The organism is Pseudomonas sp., assembly GCF_051660785.1.
Classification (GTDB): Bacteria; Pseudomonadota; Gammaproteobacteria; order Pseudomonadales; family Pseudomonadaceae; genus Aquipseudomonas.
Genome location: NZ_JBOFQE010000038.1, coordinates 145302 through 161812, shown reverse-complemented (window position 1 = coordinate 161812; position 16511 = coordinate 145302). Strand labels below are relative to the sequence as shown.

At 59.6% G+C, this 16511-nt stretch carries 11 protein-coding genes; 3 read left to right on the top strand and 8 right to left on the bottom strand.

The annotated features are described in order from the left end of the window. Positions 1-14: 14 nt before the first annotated feature. Positions 15-731 carry a TraX family protein gene (locus ACRC4F_RS09140; RefSeq protein WP_438659020.1) on the bottom strand — a complete coding sequence of 239 codons (717 nt, stop codon included), beginning with the start codon at positions 729-731 and terminating at the stop codon, positions 15-17. A 133-nt stretch (positions 732-864) separates the two neighbouring features. On the opposite strand from ACRC4F_RS09140, the gene ACRC4F_RS09135 reads away from it, so the two are divergent. Together ACRC4F_RS09135 and ACRC4F_RS09130 are read left to right on the top strand one after the other, a co-directional pair. Continuing rightward, a complete protein-coding gene (locus tag ACRC4F_RS09135) occupies positions 865-1905 on the top strand; it encodes a threonine aldolase family protein (protein WP_438659003.1) in 1041 nt (346 codons plus the stop codon). 253 nt (positions 1906-2158) lie between these two features. Next, entirely contained in the window at positions 2159-2983 is an 825-nt protein-coding gene (locus ACRC4F_RS09130) for an SDR family oxidoreductase (RefSeq protein ID WP_438659002.1), read from the top strand. A gap of 211 nt (positions 2984-3194) precedes the next feature. On the opposite strand, the gene gbcB is transcribed toward ACRC4F_RS09130, so the two are convergent. Continuing rightward, entirely contained in the window at positions 3195-4295 is a 1101-nt protein-coding gene (gbcB, locus tag ACRC4F_RS09125) for a glycine-betaine demethylase subunit GbcB (RefSeq protein ID WP_438659001.1), read from the bottom strand. A 284-nt stretch (positions 4296-4579) separates the two neighbouring features. On the opposite strand from gbcB, the gene gbcA reads away from it, so the two are divergent. Next, positions 4580-5875 carry a glycine-betaine demethylase subunit GbcA gene (gene gbcA / locus ACRC4F_RS09120; protein WP_438659000.1) on the top strand — a complete coding sequence of 432 codons (1296 nt, stop codon included), beginning with the start codon at positions 4580-4582 and terminating at the stop codon, positions 5873-5875. Positions 5876-5982: 107 nt separating this feature from the next. Here the strand turns inward: gbcA and ACRC4F_RS09115 are convergent, their stop codons facing one another. The 6 genes from ACRC4F_RS09115 to etfB all read right to left on the bottom strand — a co-directional run bounded on the left by ACRC4F_RS09115 (position 5983) and on the right by etfB (position 16511). Next, positions 5983-7227 (bottom strand): metallophosphoesterase family protein, encoded by a 1245-nt coding sequence (locus tag ACRC4F_RS09115; RefSeq protein WP_438658999.1) that lies wholly within the window; start codon positions 7225-7227, stop codon positions 5983-5985. Positions 7228-7254: 27 nt separating this feature from the next. Further along, the gene (locus tag ACRC4F_RS09110) at positions 7255-9123 is read right to left on the bottom strand and encodes a hypothetical protein (protein ID WP_438658998.1); all 1869 of its coding nucleotides are present in this window, start codon (positions 9121-9123) and stop codon (positions 7255-7257) included. 181 nt (positions 9124-9304) lie between these two features. Continuing rightward, positions 9305-12757 carry a GMC oxidoreductase gene (locus ACRC4F_RS09105; RefSeq protein WP_438658997.1) on the bottom strand — a complete coding sequence of 1151 codons (3453 nt, stop codon included), beginning with the start codon at positions 12755-12757 and terminating at the stop codon, positions 9305-9307. A gap of 972 nt (positions 12758-13729) precedes the next feature. Then, positions 13730-14899, bottom strand: coding sequence for a retroviral-like aspartic protease family protein (locus ACRC4F_RS09100; protein WP_438658996.1), 1170 nt, complete (start codon positions 14897-14899; stop codon positions 13730-13732). A gap of 79 nt (positions 14900-14978) precedes the next feature. Further along, entirely contained in the window at positions 14979-15545 is a 567-nt protein-coding gene (locus ACRC4F_RS09095) for a GNAT family N-acetyltransferase (protein WP_438658995.1), read from the bottom strand. 195 nt (positions 15546-15740) lie between these two features. After that, positions 15741-16511, bottom strand: a complete 771-nt coding sequence (gene etfB, locus ACRC4F_RS09090; protein ID WP_438658994.1) for an electron transfer flavoprotein subunit beta — start codon at positions 16509-16511, stop codon at positions 15741-15743.

The window sequence follows — 16511 nt, the reverse complement described above, 5'->3', positions numbered from 1 at the left end:
TAGCTCCCACAGGGTCAGGCGATTATCTGGCGCACTGCGAGCAGCAGTAGAAAATGCAGCGGATACAAGGCATACGCCCAACGTCGCATCGGCGGAGGCTGGAGATGTTTGGCATGTCGCAACAAGACCAGCCCCAGCAATGGCGCAATCAGACAAGCGGAGATGCCAAGGATGGCGGCTCCATTACCGAACCGCGCCGAGTAAAACAGCACCTCCCATTGATTGGCCGCAAGGCACACCAACGCTGGCAACAGGCTGAAATACCAGGGCCGCGTGATCACCAGCAATATCGCCAACGGCAGCAGCACGCCGAAAAAGCCGAACATCAGCCATTGCGGGAACAGCGCCGCCAGCGCCAGGGCGCCAACCGCGAGCAGTCGCGATTGCAAGCTTCGATCCTGCCAGCCACGTGCCACCAACAACCCCAGCGCCAACGTAGGCATCACGTTCAACGTGTCGGGATCAGGTATGAACATACGGTAGGGAATTTCGCTGATGGCGCTAAACAGCAGCAACCAACCCAGATAACGCCACTGACCTTCAGTTGCTTGGCTCCGGGCTCGGGACAGATTGGCCGCCATCGCCAGGCAAAACCAAGGGAATGCCAACCTGCCCGGCACATACAGCAGATCGACGGAATAACCGATATATCGCAGGTGATCGAGCACCATGCTGAGCAGCGCCAGCCACTTGAGCAGATCCAGTGCCCCATCCCGTTGCGTCATGTGCATAATTGCCCGTCGTCTTTGAATTTTTCTGTCAGACACATCCCGTGTGCTCCCCGGATGATCTTCGGTAAAGTGCGCACCATCATTGACCACGAGACGCTTCACCATAAGCGCCTCGACCACGGAAAGCAGGGCCATGACCGATAAGAGCCAACAATTCGCCAGCGACAACTATTCCGGTATCTGCCCTGAAGCCTGGGCTGCCATGGAACAGGCCAACCACGGCCACCAACGCGCTTACGGCGACGATGAATGGACTGCGCGCGCGTCCGATGATTTCCGAAAACTGTTCGAAACCGACTGCGAAGTGTTCTTCGCCTTCAACGGCACCGCCGCCAACTCGCTGGCGCTGTCGTCGCTGTGCCAGAGTTACCACAGCGTGATCTGCTCGGAAACCGCCCACGTCGAAACCGACGAATGCGGCGCGCCGGAATTCTTCTCCAACGGTTCCAAGCTGCTGATTGCCCGCACCGAAAACGGCAAGCTGACCCCGGAATCGATCCGCGAAGTAGCACTCAAGCGTCAGGACATCCACTACCCGAAACCTCGCGTCGTGACCCTGACCCAAGCCACGGAAGTCGGCAGCGTCTACACCCCGGAAGAAATCCGCGCCATCAGCGCCACCTGCAAAGAGCTGGGCCTGAACCTGCACATGGACGGCGCGCGGTTCTCCAATGCCTGTGCGTTCCTCGGCTGCTCCCCGGCGGACCTGACCTGGAAGGCCGGCGTCGATGTGTTGTGCTTCGGCGGCACGAAAAACGGCATGGCGGTGGGCGAGGCGATTCTGTTCTTTAACCACAAACTGGCCGAAGACTTCGACTACCGCTGCAAACAGGCCGGACAGCTCGCCTCGAAAATGCGCTTCCTCTCTGCGCCATGGGTCGGGATCCTGGAAAACGACGCCTGGCTCAAATACGCCCGCCACGCCAACCATTGCGCGCAGTTGCTCGCTGAGCTGGTGAGCGACATTCCAGGCGTGGAACTGATGTTCCCGGTACAGGCCAACGGCGTATTCCTGCAACTCTCGGAGCCGGCCATCGCCGCATTGACCGCCAAGGGCTGGCGCTTCTACACCTTCATCGGCAACGGCGGCGCACGCTTCATGTGCTCGTGGGACACCGAAGAAGAACGTGTCCGTGAACTCGCGGCGGATATCCGCGAAGTGATGTTCCACTGATCCCTCAAGCAGCAATCCAGTACTCTGTGGTGAGGGGATTTATCCCCGTTGGGCTGCGAAGCGGCCCTAAATACTGAGAATGCGGTCTGTCTGGCAGACCGCATTGGCTGGTTTTACGACGGCTGCGCCGCCGAACGGGGATAAATCCCCTAGCCACAAGGGCGCTCCTCCACTCCCCCCGCCCGCGTCAGCTCCATCGTCTACATTGTTTGTCGAGCCCTCCGCTCAGACAATAACAATCAGGAGCGTACGCATGTCATTACAAGGCAAAACCCTGTTCATTACCGGCGCCAGCCGCGGGATTGGGCGCGAGATCGCGCTGCGGGCCGCGCGGGACGGGGCCAATATTGTGATTGCCGCTAAAAGTGCCGCGCCCCATCCCAAATTACCGGGGACGATTTTCAGCGTGGCGCAGGAAGTCGAAGCGGCGGGCGGCAAGGCCCTGGCTTTGCAGGTGGATGTACGTGATGAGGTCGCGGTGCGTGACGCGCTGGCCCAGGCCAACGAACATTTCGGCGGTATCGATGCGTTGATCAACAACGCCGGGGCGATCAAGTTGACTGGCGTCCAACACATCGAACTCAAACGCTTCGACCTGATGCACCAGATCAACACCCGCGCCGTGTTGCTGTGCAGCCAGGCGGCCCTGCCTTACCTGAAGAAGAGCAACGGCCACATCCTCAACCTGTCGCCGCCACTGAATCTGGCGAGCAAATGGTTCGCCCAGTACAGCCCCTACACCGTGACCAAATACGGGATGAGCATGCTCACGGTGGGCATGAGCGAGGAATTTGCCAGTTACGGCATCAGCGTCAACTCGCTGTGGCCGCAGACGATGATTGCCACCGCCGCCATCGAGTTTCAGCTGGGTTCACGGGAGTCGTTCAAACATGCGCGCACGCCCGCGATCATGGCGGATGCGGCACATTTGATTCTGGACAGCAGCGGTCGAAGCATTACCGGGCGATTGCTGATTGATGAGGAGATTTTGCGGGAGCATGGCGTAAACGAATTCGATCATTACCGCTTCGAGCCCGGCAGCAGCGACAAGCTGATGCCGGATTTGTTTGTCGACTGAGTGGCTTAGGGTGCCAGTAAGATCCGCCCCTCACCCTAACCCTCTCCCCAAGGGGGCGAGGGGACTGACGAAGGTGCTCATTCGAGTTACATCGACCTGAAATATCGAGTCGAACTCAGGTTTGAAAAGCTTGAAGATCTGCTCCCTTTCCCCCCTCTCCCCTGTGGGGAGAGGGCTGGGGTGAGGGGTGGATCTTGAAGTTAAGCCTCTATCAAAACTCGATGCGAACATCCCCCTTCGGCACGCTGCAGCACGACAGGATGTAGCCCTCGGCTTCGTCTTCCTCGGTGATCCCGCCGTTGTGGTCCATTTCGACCTCGCCCCCCAGCTTCAGCACCTTGCACGTGCCGCAGATACCCATGCCGCACGCTTTGGGAATCAGCAAACCGACCTTGGCCGCTGCGGCGTGGACAGTCTCGCCCGGCGCCACACGAATGCTCTTGCCGGAGGTAATGAATTCCACCTGATGCAGGTCCGCCGCATCGACTTCCGGCGCGTCCGCCGCTTGTTCGGCTTGCTCCACCGCATCGGCGCGGGCTTCCGGCGGCGTGGCGCCGAAAGATTCTTCGTGATAGCGCTTCATGTCGAAGCCAGCGGCCTCAAGCATGCGCTTGACCGCGTTCATGTACGGCGTCGGGCCGCAGCAGAACACTTCGCGCTCCATGAAGTCCGGCGTCATCAGTTCGAGCATCTTGTGGTTCAGGTAACCGCGATAACCGGCCCACGGCTCGCCCAGACCGTGCTTCTCGCAGATCAGGTGCAAGCTGAAGTTGTCGATCCGCGACGCCATGTGTTCCAGCTCGCGGTGGTAAATGATGTCTTTCGGTGAGCGGGCACTGTGGATAAACACCATGTCGACGTTGCCGTTGGTGTCGTAGAACCAGCGCGCCATGGACATGCAAGGCGTAATACCGACGCCGCCACTGAGGTACAAGACCTTGGGCGCAGGAAAATCCATGGCGTTGAACAGCCCGACCGGCCCGTGCACCGCCAGTTCCTGACCTTCATGCAGGGTGTCGTGCAGCCAGTTCGAGACCTTGCCGCCCGGCACACGCTTGATCGTTACCGAAAAGCTGTACGGCACCGACGGCGAGCTGGAAATGGTGTAGGAGCGCATGATCGGCACGCCTTCGATTTCCAGCTCCAGGGTGACGAACTGCCCCGGTTTGAAGAAGAACAGGATCGGCTGGTCGGCCATAAAGCAGAAGGTGCGCACATCCCAGGTTTCCTGGATGACTTTGACGCAACGGACGATGTGTCGACCGTTGGCCCAGGTCTGGGTGGTTACCGGATTCAGGAAGCTGTTGGACATGCTGTTCTCCACCGCCGATGGTCGGCCTTATGTTGGCGATTCTGCGTATAGCGCGAGCCACCCATTTACCTATCTGCGACATTCACATACTTATCGCGACCAGCCCCCAACTACCGGGGGTTGCGCGTCGGGAACAGATTGGGCCATGTCGCCCATGGATAAGGTTCTGGTATGCGCCGGCCCCACACTCGCCCCATACCAAGACACAATCTTTACACCTTGCGTCGCAAAACCTGATTAGCCACTTTCGCCGGCCACACAGAATGGCCTTGAGGATCAAATCGATGGACGTCACCGCAAAAATCAGCCTGGGCGATCCGCTGGAACCCGCACGCAAGGCCACCGCGCAGATGCTGCAAGAGCGCGAGCGTACTTTCTCGCTGCCGCAGCCGTTTTACTCTGACGAGCGGCTGTTTGATATCGACATGCAGGAAATCTTCCAGAAAGAGTGGTTGATCGCCGGCATGACCTGCGAGATCCCGGCCAAAGGCAACTACCTGACCCTGCAGATCGGCAAGAACCCGATCATCGTCATTCGTGGCGCCGAGGGCGTGGTGCATGCGTTCCACAACGTCTGCCGCCACCGTGGCTCCCGTCTGTGCACCAGTGAAAAAGGCAAGGTCGCCAAACTGGTCTGCCATTACCATCAGTGGACCTACGAGCTGGACGGTCGCCTGCTGTTCGCCGGCACCGAAATGGGCGCCGACTTCGACATGAAGCAGTACGGCTTGAAGCCTGTGAACGTGAAAACCGCTGGCGGTTACATCTTCATCAGCCTGTCGGAAAACCCACCGGCCATTGATGACTTCCTGTCGACGCTGAACCATTACATGGAACCGTATGACATGGAGAACACCAAGGTGGCGATTCAGACCACCTTGTTCGAAAAAGCCAACTGGAAACTGGTGCTGGAAAACAACCGCGAGTGCTACCACTGCAACGCGTCGCACCCGGAACTGTTGAAAACCCTGCTGGAATGGGACGACGTCACCGACCCGCGTGCCGACCAGGCCTTCAAGGACCACGTCGCTGCTTCGGCTGCGGCCTGGGAAGCCGAGAAGATTCCTTACGCTCACGCCAGTTTCGGCCTGCGTAACCGCATCGTGCGCATGCCGCTGCTCAAGGGCACCGTGTCGATGACGATCGATGGCAAACAGGGCTGCAAAAAACTCATGGGCCGGATCCAGAACCCGGACCTGGGCTCGATGCGCATCCTGCACCTGCCCCACTCCTGGAACCACTGCATGGGTGACCACATCATCGTGTTCACCGTGTGGCCGATCAGCGCTCAGGAAACCATGGTCACCACCAAGTGGATCGTCCACAAGGACGCGGTGGAAGGCGTGGACTACGACGTGGAGCGCATGCGCCAGGTCTGGGATGCCACCAACGACCAGGACCGTCGCCTGGCCGAAGAGAACCAGCGCGGGATCAACTCCACTGCCTACCAGCCAGGCCCATACTCCAAGACCTATGAATTTGGTGTGGTGAACTTTGTGGACTGGTACAGCGAGCGGCTGCTGAACAACCTCGGTGCCGAGCCAGCCCCATACCTCAAAGGCGTCCCAGTACAAGGCTAAGATCAAAAGCATCGCGAGCAGGCTCGCTCCCACAGGGGATCTTTGGTGCGCCGAAGATCAAATGTGGGAGCGAGCCTGCTCGCGATGGGGCCCTCACATTCACCCCATCAACTGGAAGACCACCGCACCGACCCATCCTCCCCGATAAACGTCTCTTCAATGTTCTCCCCCACCAACCTCACCTTCACATACCCATTCAACACCCGATCCGGATACGCCTCATCCCGCGCATTTTCGGTTTCCGACCACAACACCCGCGAATGCCCGTCCAGCTCGCTGGCATTGCCATACGGAATCGCCCCATGCCCGGCGCAACGCGCATGCAGCCCACCCTGGGCGGCATAGCAGATGCCGTTGTGCAAATGCCCCCAATACCAGTAATCCGGCTCCCGACCCAGCGCATCACACACCGGCTGATACAACGCCGTCTTGTTGTGCCCGGAAATATCAAACCCCTGATGATGACTGAGCACCATGATCTTCTTGCGCTGTGGCAGTTCTTTCATCCAGGCGATCTGTTCCTTGTTCAACGTACCGTCCATGTACAGATTGATTGCATCTGACGCGTACGCCGTATCGAGCCCGACCACCAGCCAGTCGTCGTTGTACAACGCGAAATAACTGGTGCCCTGTTGCGCCGGAAAGCGTTTGGCCAGCTCCTTGAAATAACCGTGGGCGCCGCTGTACATCTCGTGATTGGAATTGAGGGTGAATGAGCCGTGCTTGCCCATGGGCCAGCCGACCATGTCGACGTCTTCCTGGGAGTGGGTACCGGCGTAATACACATCGCCGAGGTGAATGGTGAAATCGGCCTGGGCCAGTTGCATCTGGTTGGCCACCGCCACCGCTGGCGCATGGCTGTCGAACGGGCCGGTGCCCCAGTCGCCGGCGATCGCCAGCACCACGTCGCTGTCCATCTTCATCAGCGCCGGGTTGGTGGCGAACGGCGCGTGATGGCGCAGGTTTTCGATCCACTTCAACAGCGCTTCACTCCACAGCAGATCCAGCAGTTCCCACTTGCGACAGCCCAGCAAACTGCCGTCCTTGAGCACCCGGGTCTGCAACTCGTCCACCGATTGCGGCAACGGCGTGGCGTTGCCGATGTGCAGGATCGACAACCCGTGGGATAGCTCCCACGGCACGCTCGGCTGATCGTCCGGCAAGTCGCCGTGTTTGAGCACGTATTGCGCCTGATCGTGACCGCGCTGCAACAGCGCGACGATGGCCTGGAACTCCTCGGGTTCAAGCTCGCTGATGAGTTTTTTCCAGGACATTTCCAGCCGCGTGTACAGCCCATGCAGGCGGACTTTGACCTTGTCGTATTCATGTTCCCAATGAGCGACTAATGACATGTTGGCATTCCTCCATCCGTAGTGGGATCACAGGGTTTTCATGAACTCGATGAGCGCCCGTTTATCGACGTCCGACAGCTGCGTGCCGTACAGGTGGCCGCTGTTGTGGTTTCCCTCCAGACGCGTGTCGTATTTGAAATCCGCCGAAGCTTTGGCCTGCGCCCCGCTCGTCACGAAACCGACCTTGTCCTGGTCGTACACATCGGAGCCGGTGAAGAACACTTGCGGGCGCTGTTCCGGTGGCTGCAGCAAATCCCATAGGGTCGGCACCGAACCGTTATGCAGATACGGCGCCCGCAACCAGATGCCGTCGGTAGGCGTGTTGCTGTAGCTCTGGGTCTTGCGATAGGCGTTGAAGTCGAACGGCGGTTTCTTGAAGGTGTGGAAGGCCTCCACCAACCCCGTGGTGAACGAGTTCAGGCGATGGGGATCGGTGCCCAGTTCGTCGATGTTGGTGGTGACCTGACCAGTGTCGGTGCGACCGAAGTCGTGACAGCCGGCGCAGTTCTGATCCCAGACCGGTTTGCCTTGGGCGACCTTGGCCTGATCCAGCGCGAACGGCCAAGCCGGCGGTTTGGTGCCCAGCAGCCAGTTGGTCACCCGGTTGAAGCTTTCCGGCAGCACCGATTCCGGCGTCGCGCCCACGGCCATGGCCGCTGCGTAGTTACGCTCATGGATGTCGTTGTTGTTGCCGTCCCAGTGCAGGTACAGCGATTCACGGGGTTTCTGGTTCCACACTTGCGGCAGGTCGACGGTGCCGATGGTCGAGTCATCCGGGAAGCCGAACACCACCATTTTTGTCGGGTTGAAGGTGTCGGTGCGCCCCGGGCCTTGTTGCGGGCGCAACTTCTGCCAGGCATAGGCCTGTTTCTGTTTGAGCAGCGCGCTCTTGGCCATCGGAATGATCAGGTAGCGGTTGTACAAGCGCTCGAAAAACCCGAGCTGGAACTTGCCGTTGATCGCGGTCATCACCGCATCGGTGGTGAATGTCGGATCGCTCGCGCAATCGTAGGCGAACCACTGAAAGGCTTGCAGTTGCAGGGTGTTGGCCGGCGCGGTGGCCACCGGGGTGGCGACATCGCTGGCATTGGCCCGGTAGGAACCGGTGTGACACAGGGCGCAGTTCGGCTCCACGGTCGGGTAGCCGATTTGCCGCTTGGCCATGCCGATGGGCAGGTCCTTGCCGTTTTCGTAGAGGAAACCGAAGACTTCATAACCACCGGGTTTGGGCAGTTTTTCCGGGCACATCTGCGGCAACACGGCGAACAGGTAATACGGGATGCGTGCTTCGATGCCCAACCCGATGGCGGCGTATTTGTAGTGGTCTTCGTCGGAGGCGTACTTCTCGGCCGGCACCACGCGCAGCATCTGGTACCAGGTTTCGTAACCGATAAACCCCAGCAGCAACACCACGATCAGCGTGCCGACTTTGAAGCTGTGCCGCTGCCAGCGCAGCGCCCAGCCCGCGCGCCATTCCCGCCAGCCGTCACAGAGCAAGGCCAGCGGTCGATTGGCCGGCGTGCTGCCCAGGTACAGCAGGATGCCGAGGATCAGGAACATGCTCAGATCGCCCATCAGCATCGGCACGAACACCGTTGCCTGACTGCTGGTGTTGATCAGGTAGATCCAGAACGCCACGGCGATCAGTCGCGACAACACGCACAACCAGGAATGCACAACAAACCGTGGCGCGTTGAAGCCCGACGGCATGTAGAACACGCTGATGCCCACCAGCAGCATGCCGGCGTTTTCCAGCCACGGGTCGGAGAGTTGCGGCGGCATCCCGAGCATCGAGGTCAACAGCGCCGGGGCGAAAAGCGCCGGGATCGCGAAGACCATGTTCATCACGATGCCTAGCCAGATGAAGCGTTGAAACCAGCGGATGTAGCTGTCCATATCATCCATTTCCTTGTTGTCTCCCATCCAAGTCAACACACGGCTTTTTGTGGTGAGGGGATTTATCCCCGTTGGGCTGCGAAGCAGCCCCAGCGTCCTATCAGACAGACCAAGTTGTCTGGATTTACGACTGCTTCGCAGCCGAACGGGGATAAATCCCCTCGCCACAAGGGAAGCGGAGTTAGCCGAGGGCCGTTTTCTCCAGGTGTTGCAGGATGATCGGGTACACATCGACCACCGCATCCTTGCCGAACATGCAGTCGATATGGCCGTAGCCCGGCACCACATGCCGGCTATAACGCTCCGGCCCGTGGACCTTGCACACACGGTCATAGGTCTTGAGCGTGCTTTCCGGCAGGTAGCACTGGTTGTCCGCACCGCTGATGAAGCAGATCGGCATGCTCAACCGGTCGAAGTGCGGCATGTAGACGTCCTCGCCCTTGAAGTCCACCAGATGCCCTTTGCGCACGATCAGTGCCAGGTGCTCGAAGGTGTGCATGTTCGACTCGCCGAACAGCTCGTGCAGGTTGTCGTGCAGGGTTTCGTTGAGGGTGTCGTGGCGATACAGTGACGCGTACATGAAAGTGATGCGATGGCACACCGGGTTGGTGCAGTAACCCTGGGCCTCAATGCGGGCGTAGCCGTTGAGGGCCTTGTCGTAGAGCTTGTTGAACCAGTTCTCCTTGTTGTCGGCATACGCCGTGAGGGATTTGATGCCGATGGCGTCGAGCATGCCCGGCAGGTGCAAACCGGCCTTGAGCCCGGTTGCCGTGGCGACCACCGTATCCGCCGCGATCTGCGAGCAGACCACCGAGCGCACGCCCTGCAACCCGGCGAGCAACGACATGAAGAAGGTCGTCGCGCCGTAGCAATGCACCACGCATTGCACATCCACTGCCTGAGTCAATTGCTGGATCTGCGTGATGGCGGCCTTGAAGTCGTATTGAGCGATCTGGTCGCCGTTCCATTCCTTCTTGCTCGCCGGCAGCAGGATGCTCACCCGCAAATCCAGGAGCCAGACGTCGTACTCGTGCTTGCACAAGTACTCCAGCAGGTTGGTCTGAATGGTGTCGGTGGAGAAAATGTTCGAACCTACGCCCAAGCCGTGAACCAGCATCACCGGCCCTTTGCTGCCGCCCTGATAACGGGTCAGGCGCAGTTCGACGTTGTCTTCAGTCTGGAAGAAATGCACCACGGGCGACGGCGCATCCAGCGGTCGTTTGAGCCGAGGCGGTGCGTCAGGATTGAAGTAGATATCGCCGGCGAACACGCCGCCGTAGCTCTCCCAGAGGATCCCGGCGAAGAACTTGCCGAACCTCGCCAGGCCTTCAATGCGTTCGCGTTCGGTACGGGCGTTGAGCACCTTCATGGTGGTCATTTGCTTGGCGAAATCGGTCGGATGGATGTGCATCACCCCGGTGCCGATTACTTCGCCGCTCTTGTCCGGCCCGCGATAAAGCGTGACATAGAGGGTGCTGGTGTCGTGCCAGATGTTCAGCACTCCGTTGTCTTCGGGCACGGTTTTGAAGGCGCTGAAGTAAAAGTCGTTGCCGTCCTCGGCGGTCAGTTTCATGTCGTACTTCATGTGGCGTACGCCGACCTGTTGCTGATACTGCTCGAACAGGTTGAACACGCCGTTGCTGGCCGTCAGCGGTTGTGGCGACAGGCTCGGTGCGTTGACCGTACCCACCAGAGTCGCGGCGTGTTCCGGCTCCTTGATCATGCGGTTGAGGTCGGCGGCGGTGATGGTAAGGGTGAAGTCGATGGGCGAGTTATCCGACTCACCGCGCTTGGCCGCTGCTTCGTAAACTTTGAGGTCAGTGCTCTGGGCTGCGGTGAAGGCGCGGGAAAAGTAGCCCTTCATGGTTTCGGTGAACTGCACGCCGAGGGTTGGCGGCGCCACTTGTTTGCGCGGCGCCGAGGGCAGCGTGTAGTCGATCTGCCAACCGCGATCGGCAGCCAGCAGGCCCATATTGCGTTCGCTCACGGCGGAAATGGTCAGCAGCGGATTCACCGCCAGGGACGTCGGAATCACCGCGCCGTCGGTCACGTACAAACCGGCATACACGTCAGTTCCGCTCGAACCACTGAACACCTGCCCCTTGTGGTTGACTACACCCTGCCCCGCGTCCTCGCCCATGACGCATCCGCCCAACGGGTGAACCGACACGATGCTGTGCTTGAGCAGCTGGGTCCAGATCGGGTTCTCGACCCAGATGCCGCCCAGCGCCTTGGTGCTCAGGTGCAGCCGTTCGTTGCCGATCTTGACGTTTTCCTGCTCGCCGACGCCCGGCCAATCGATGCGCAGCTGATCCTTGCCGTCCAGCACCATGCAGCCCTTGCCGTCGTCGTGGCTCATGATCAGGTACGTCTGCATGTTGTGCAGCGCGCCGTAATACGGGCCGCGGAGGAAGCTTTCCGCTTCACGTTCCTTGTACTTCAACCGGCCGGTAAAACTGTCGTCGGTGGGCTGGCCGATCAGCTCGGCGAACCCGGCCATGCTCGGCACCATCGGCCGGCCGAGGGCGCCGGGAATCGAGCCTTCTTCGATGACCATGCGACTGCGCCAGTCGCCTTCGGTGCGCATGTCGATCACCGAGGTGATGCACGGACCGACCGGTTGCAACTCCTTGGCCGGATGCGCGCCGAAACCGATGCCGTTGATCGGTTGCCCGCAGTTGTGACCGAAGCCGAGGATGTCGCCGTTGCCGCTCATGTGCTCGCCGAGCTGACCGGACATCGACAGGCCTTTGTCCCGGGAGCGCAGGAGAATTTCCGTGGAGCCGAGGGTGCCGGCGGAGACCACGACGATGTCGGCCTTGACGAACAGCGTAGGCGCGGAGAACTTCTCGCGGCCGCTATCCAGGTACTGGAAGTGCACGATCCAGCCATCGCCGTCGCGTTCCAGATGCCGCACCTCGGCCTGGCAGAAAATCTCCGCGCCGTGATTCCAGGCGTCCGGCAAGTAGTTCATCAACGTGGTGTTCTTGGCCTTGTTGTTACAACCGGAGACGCAGTCGCCGCAATGGTTGCAAGGCAGTTGCTCGACGCCGACGTGGTTGAGGTTATTCGGCAATTTGTCGAAGGTCACGTTGATCGGCGGCCGGTAGAAATGCGCGCCTTGCTTGAGGTAGTCCGCCGATTTCTTGTTGGCTTCCAGTTTCGGCAACACCGGTGAGGTGCTCGGGTACGGATTGGGCTTGAGCATCTCCCGGGCCCGGGCGTAACCGTCCTTGAGCAAGGTGTCGCGATGTTCGCGCACCGCCAGTGGCCAGCGCGGGTCGTCGAAGACACCGGGCTCCGGCTCCAGGGCGACGTTGGCGTTGATCAGCGACGTACCGCCCAGCCCGCAACCGACCACCACGTTTTGCTGGGCGTTGACGTGCAGGTCGAACAACCCGGTGCGCGAACCGATGTGACCGTCCGGGTCATGCACCTGCAATTCCTCGGTTGCCGCCAGCATCGTGTTCGGGTACTCGCCGGGTTGCATCTCCCGGCCGCGCTCAAGCAGGCAGACCCGCTTGCCGGCGCGGGACAGGCGCGACGCAGCGATCCCGCCGCCGTACCCCGAGCCGATGACGATCACGTCGTAATGTTCCTTGATGTCGCTGATGGGCGTTGCGATCCGTGTCATGGGACTTTTCCTCTATCAGGCAGATAGGGCAACTCTGCGGTTGCCTGCAATCGATGGGCGAACGAGTACCTGGCCACTGAGTGAACTCAGCGGCAGCGGGCGGGCGGTGCTGGAAAAAAGTCAGGCGCTATAGGCGAGCGCGCTGATTGGCGGCGTGTCGGTGAATGCGTTTACGCATCAAAGCCGCCGGCAGGGGCACGCAGGTTGCGAAGAAAACGGGGGCGGGCTGGCTATCCATCACGCGTTCTCCCTGAACCAGATGTGGATAAATGACGGCTGTCCTTGTGCCCTGTGAGTGAAGACAGGCCCCCGTTCGAAGTCAAGCCAGCGGCTTAGAACTGTATGAAATCTGATCTATTCCATTCAAGCCTATACGGGACGTGGCTTGCAGGGTTTGGCGAACAAGTTATCCACACCTCCACCCACAGCTAATGGGGACAAGTGTGGAATTTCTGGAAACTTTCTCCTCACAAAGTGAATAAAAACCGTGACTTATCCAGAAGGAGGGTTTTGAACAGGGTTTGGTTGTTTTTTGATCTATAGCTTGCAGGGCACGTTATACGTGGCGTGCAGCGGATGGCGAACACCTTATCCACAGATGCGCCAACAGACTTTGGGGGCAACTTCGGTGGATCTGTGGAAAACCCGCGCAAACCACGATTTATCAAGGTTTGCAGATAGTTTTTCGCGCTGAAACGGTGATTTGATCGTTTTTTGATCACCCAGCGGATAACCCCGTTTTATATGGCCTGTAGAGGACAGCGAACATCTTATCCACAGATGCGCTAACAGAGATTGGGGGCAAGTACTGGCTCACGCAAAAAGTTATCCTCTGGAAAAAGCGTGAAAAAACCGCAAGTTAGCTTGGTTGTTTTTTATACGAAGGGTTGCAGGGCTTGGTTTGTATGGGGTGCAGCGATGGGCGAACATGTTATCCACAGAAGCGCTAACAGGGATTGTGGGTAAAACCGCTCAGCGCCTATTGAAACAGGACAAGCCCGAGTCGATGTCCAGATTGAGCTCATAGTCATCGAATGCACGCCAACCGAACAAAATCGAAGGCACGTAGCGCCCCGCCAGTAACGACGGCGGGATCGTAAAGCTCGGGTAGTGTTTATAAGTGACCGGCGCAGTATGACCCGACAGATTCAGCTCGCCCTGGAAGGTTTGGTAGCTGGGCCTGGCGGCGACGTGAACGGGAGCGCTGCCCGGCGCGGCGGACGTCAGGTAATCCACATTGCCGGTGTCGATAATCCCCAGGGTTGCCCGACGGTCCAGCCGTGCGGCGACGGTCAATCGTTGATTGATGTCCATGCGCGTATAGGTAATCGGTGAATCGCATCGGGCGGGAGGTCGGGCGTTGAGCTCCAGGGTTTTCTTCGTGACTTTAAGGCGCCCCAACTTGCCGATCAGGTCCAGCCCCAGCAGGTTGTCTCGGTCACTGACGAACACCAGCACATTCCTGAACTCAGTGGCGCCGATCTTCACCGACTTGAGAATCCCGAGTTTGGCCGACAGGTCGCGCTCGCCGTAAAACGTGCTGTAGCCATAGTGAGAGTCGGTTAGCAGCTTGATCCCCATCCGCTTCGCGGTGTCGGCGTTGACCCGGGTTTGCGGGGCTCCGGTGTCCAGAATGAAGCGTGACGAGAAGCCATTGGCCGCGGTGACATCGATATAGGGCAGCACTTCGTCAATCACGACATCATCAGCGGCGTAGGGGTGAATCGCAAGGACTTCGCGGTGCCTGGTTCTTTCCACGGAAAAATCGCCGACCGTGCGCAAGGTCGCGATCGACTGGCTGCCGAACATGGAAAACAACACTTTGAGTTCCGGGTCGCTCGCGATGGCCAGGGCATGGCGACGCTTGATCGCCAGGTAGTAATCAGGGAGCTGGTTGGCGGCTTTGACTTCGAAGATGCGGGCCAGCACGGTCACTGAACAATTGAGGTTTTCATCAGCCGCCAACACCTTGTCGCACTGCTGCTTCATCTGCGCCAGCGAGGCTTTTCGTCCCGGTTCCGACGCCAGCCAGTGGTAAAAATCTGGTTCCTTGCCGGTCTCAGCCGTTGAAAACGTCGACACCACCAGCAGCACCATCACGGCACAGATCAGACATGTCTCACGTCGACTGACCGCGCTCATGTTCAACCCATAGTTGAAAACGCGTTGTATGAATTAGCGCTGCTGCCGGATTGGGCCGCTCATAGAGAAATGTAGCTCACTAGGGCCGATACATCAGGTAGGCCTCTCCCGTGACCCGAATCATCGGATGGGGCGTGATCTGGCAGGTGTCGACGATCCGGAAGCCGTGGCGCTCGTAGAAGCGGCGGGCACCGGTGTTGACGGCGTAGTCGATCAGGCTCAAGCCATTGAGCCCGAGCTGGTTGGCACGGTCGTAGGCATAGGCGAGGAATTGCTTGCCCAGGCCCTGGTTCCGCCAGCCCTCATGCAGCGCCAGGCTGGAAATGTAGAGGGTGTCGGGGATTTCCATCTTCGCGTAGGGCGCCAGGACCGGATCGGTCGTCGGCTCTGCCAGCGGATCGTGACGCATCACGTAACTGTGCATCATGCCGATGACGTTGCCATCGGACTCGGCGATCAGGCAGTTCTGCCAGGAGAAGTCCACGTCGTCACGGGCGTAACGGCTGGCGCCGACGTCCAGCAGATCCTGACCGGGCTGCGCCAGTTGGCTCCAGATGTAATCGGCAGCCCCCTCCGATGTGATTTGAAACAGACGCGCAATCTCCCGCGCATCGGCGCGCACTGCCGAACGAAATTCAACGGCCATTACTTTTCCTTGTGAAAAACAAACCTGTGGCGAGGGGATTTATCCCCGTTGGGCTGCGTAGCGGCCCCAAAAAATGGGACTGCTGCGCAGTCCAACGGGGATAAATCCCCTCGCCACAATTTATTCGTCGCTTGTTCAACTTCTACTGACTGGAAGTACAGCAAGCCCACACTTTTGATTCAGTTTGAGCGAGTGTCAGCGAACCACGCCTTCTTCGATCAGCAACTTGAGAATGGCTTCGGCACCGGCCTGCGCCGTCACGCCCTTGAGCACTTGCCCACCGCCACCACTGGCCTTGGCCGTTGCCGCTTTCATCCGGTCGGCGCCGCTCTTGGCCTTGATCACTTTCAAGCGTTTAGGCCGTGGCTTGGCCGGTTGCAGGGTGGCGACCGCCAGTAGTTCATCGTCGATGACCTCAACGTCTTCTGCCTGCAACACACCCCGCCGCGCCGGGCCATAAGCACTCTGCCGAGGCTTCGGTGCTGCGTTATCCACAGTGGCGAGAAACGGCAACCGAACCTTCAACCGACGACGCTGACCACGGGGCAACGCTTGCAGCACCAGCGCCGAACTGCCATCGATGGATTCCACCTGAGCCAGCCCGACCACCAGCGGCCAACCGAGGCTTTCCGCCAGCAGAAACGGCAACATGCCCGAGCCTTCACCGGTTTCGGCTTGGCTCCCCGTCAACACCACCTGAGCTCCGGCGTCGCGCAAATACGCGGTCAACGCCGGCAATGCATCGGCGCCTTCCGGTTGTTCGAGCACATGCAATTGTTCCAGGCCCATGCCCAGATAAGCGCGCAGCGCCGGTTCCGCAACATCGCCGGCATGCAGCACTTGCAGGTTATCCCCAGCCAGTTGCAGACCCAGCTCTACCGCCCGTGCATCCTGCTCCGCGCGACGTGGCCGGCCGGAGGTCGGGTGGGCACCGATGGACACCAGGCTGATGATTTTCGTGCTCAT

Coding starts and splice junctions, on each gene's coding strand:
- ACRC4F_RS09140 (WP_438659020.1), bottom strand. CDS start 731: ATGCACATGACGCAACGGGATGGGGCACTGGATCTGCTCAAGTGGCTG.
- ACRC4F_RS09135 (WP_438659003.1), top strand. CDS start 865: ATGACCGATAAGAGCCAACAATTCGCCAGCGACAACTATTCCGGTATC.
- ACRC4F_RS09130 (WP_438659002.1), top strand. CDS start 2,159: ATGTCATTACAAGGCAAAACCCTGTTCATTACCGGCGCCAGCCGCGGG.
- gbcB (WP_438659001.1), bottom strand. CDS start 4,295: ATGTCCAACAGCTTCCTGAATCCGGTAACCACCCAGACCTGGGCCAAC.
- gbcA (WP_438659000.1), top strand. CDS start 4,580: ATGGACGTCACCGCAAAAATCAGCCTGGGCGATCCGCTGGAACCCGCA.
- ACRC4F_RS09115 (WP_438658999.1), bottom strand. CDS start 7,227: ATGTCATTAGTCGCTCATTGGGAACATGAATACGACAAGGTCAAAGTC.
- ACRC4F_RS09110 (WP_438658998.1), bottom strand. CDS start 9,123: ATGGACAGCTACATCCGCTGGTTTCAACGCTTCATCTGGCTAGGCATC.
- ACRC4F_RS09105 (WP_438658997.1), bottom strand. CDS start 12,757: ATGACACGGATCGCAACGCCCATCAGCGACATCAAGGAACATTACGAC.
- ACRC4F_RS09100 (WP_438658996.1), bottom strand. CDS start 14,899: ATGAGCGCGGTCAGTCGACGTGAGACATGTCTGATCTGTGCCGTGATG.
- ACRC4F_RS09095 (WP_438658995.1), bottom strand. CDS start 15,545: ATGGCCGTTGAATTTCGTTCGGCAGTGCGCGCCGATGCGCGGGAGATT.
- etfB (WP_438658994.1), bottom strand. CDS start 16,511: ATGAGCACGAAAATCATCAGCCTGGTGTCCATCGGTGCCCACCCGACC.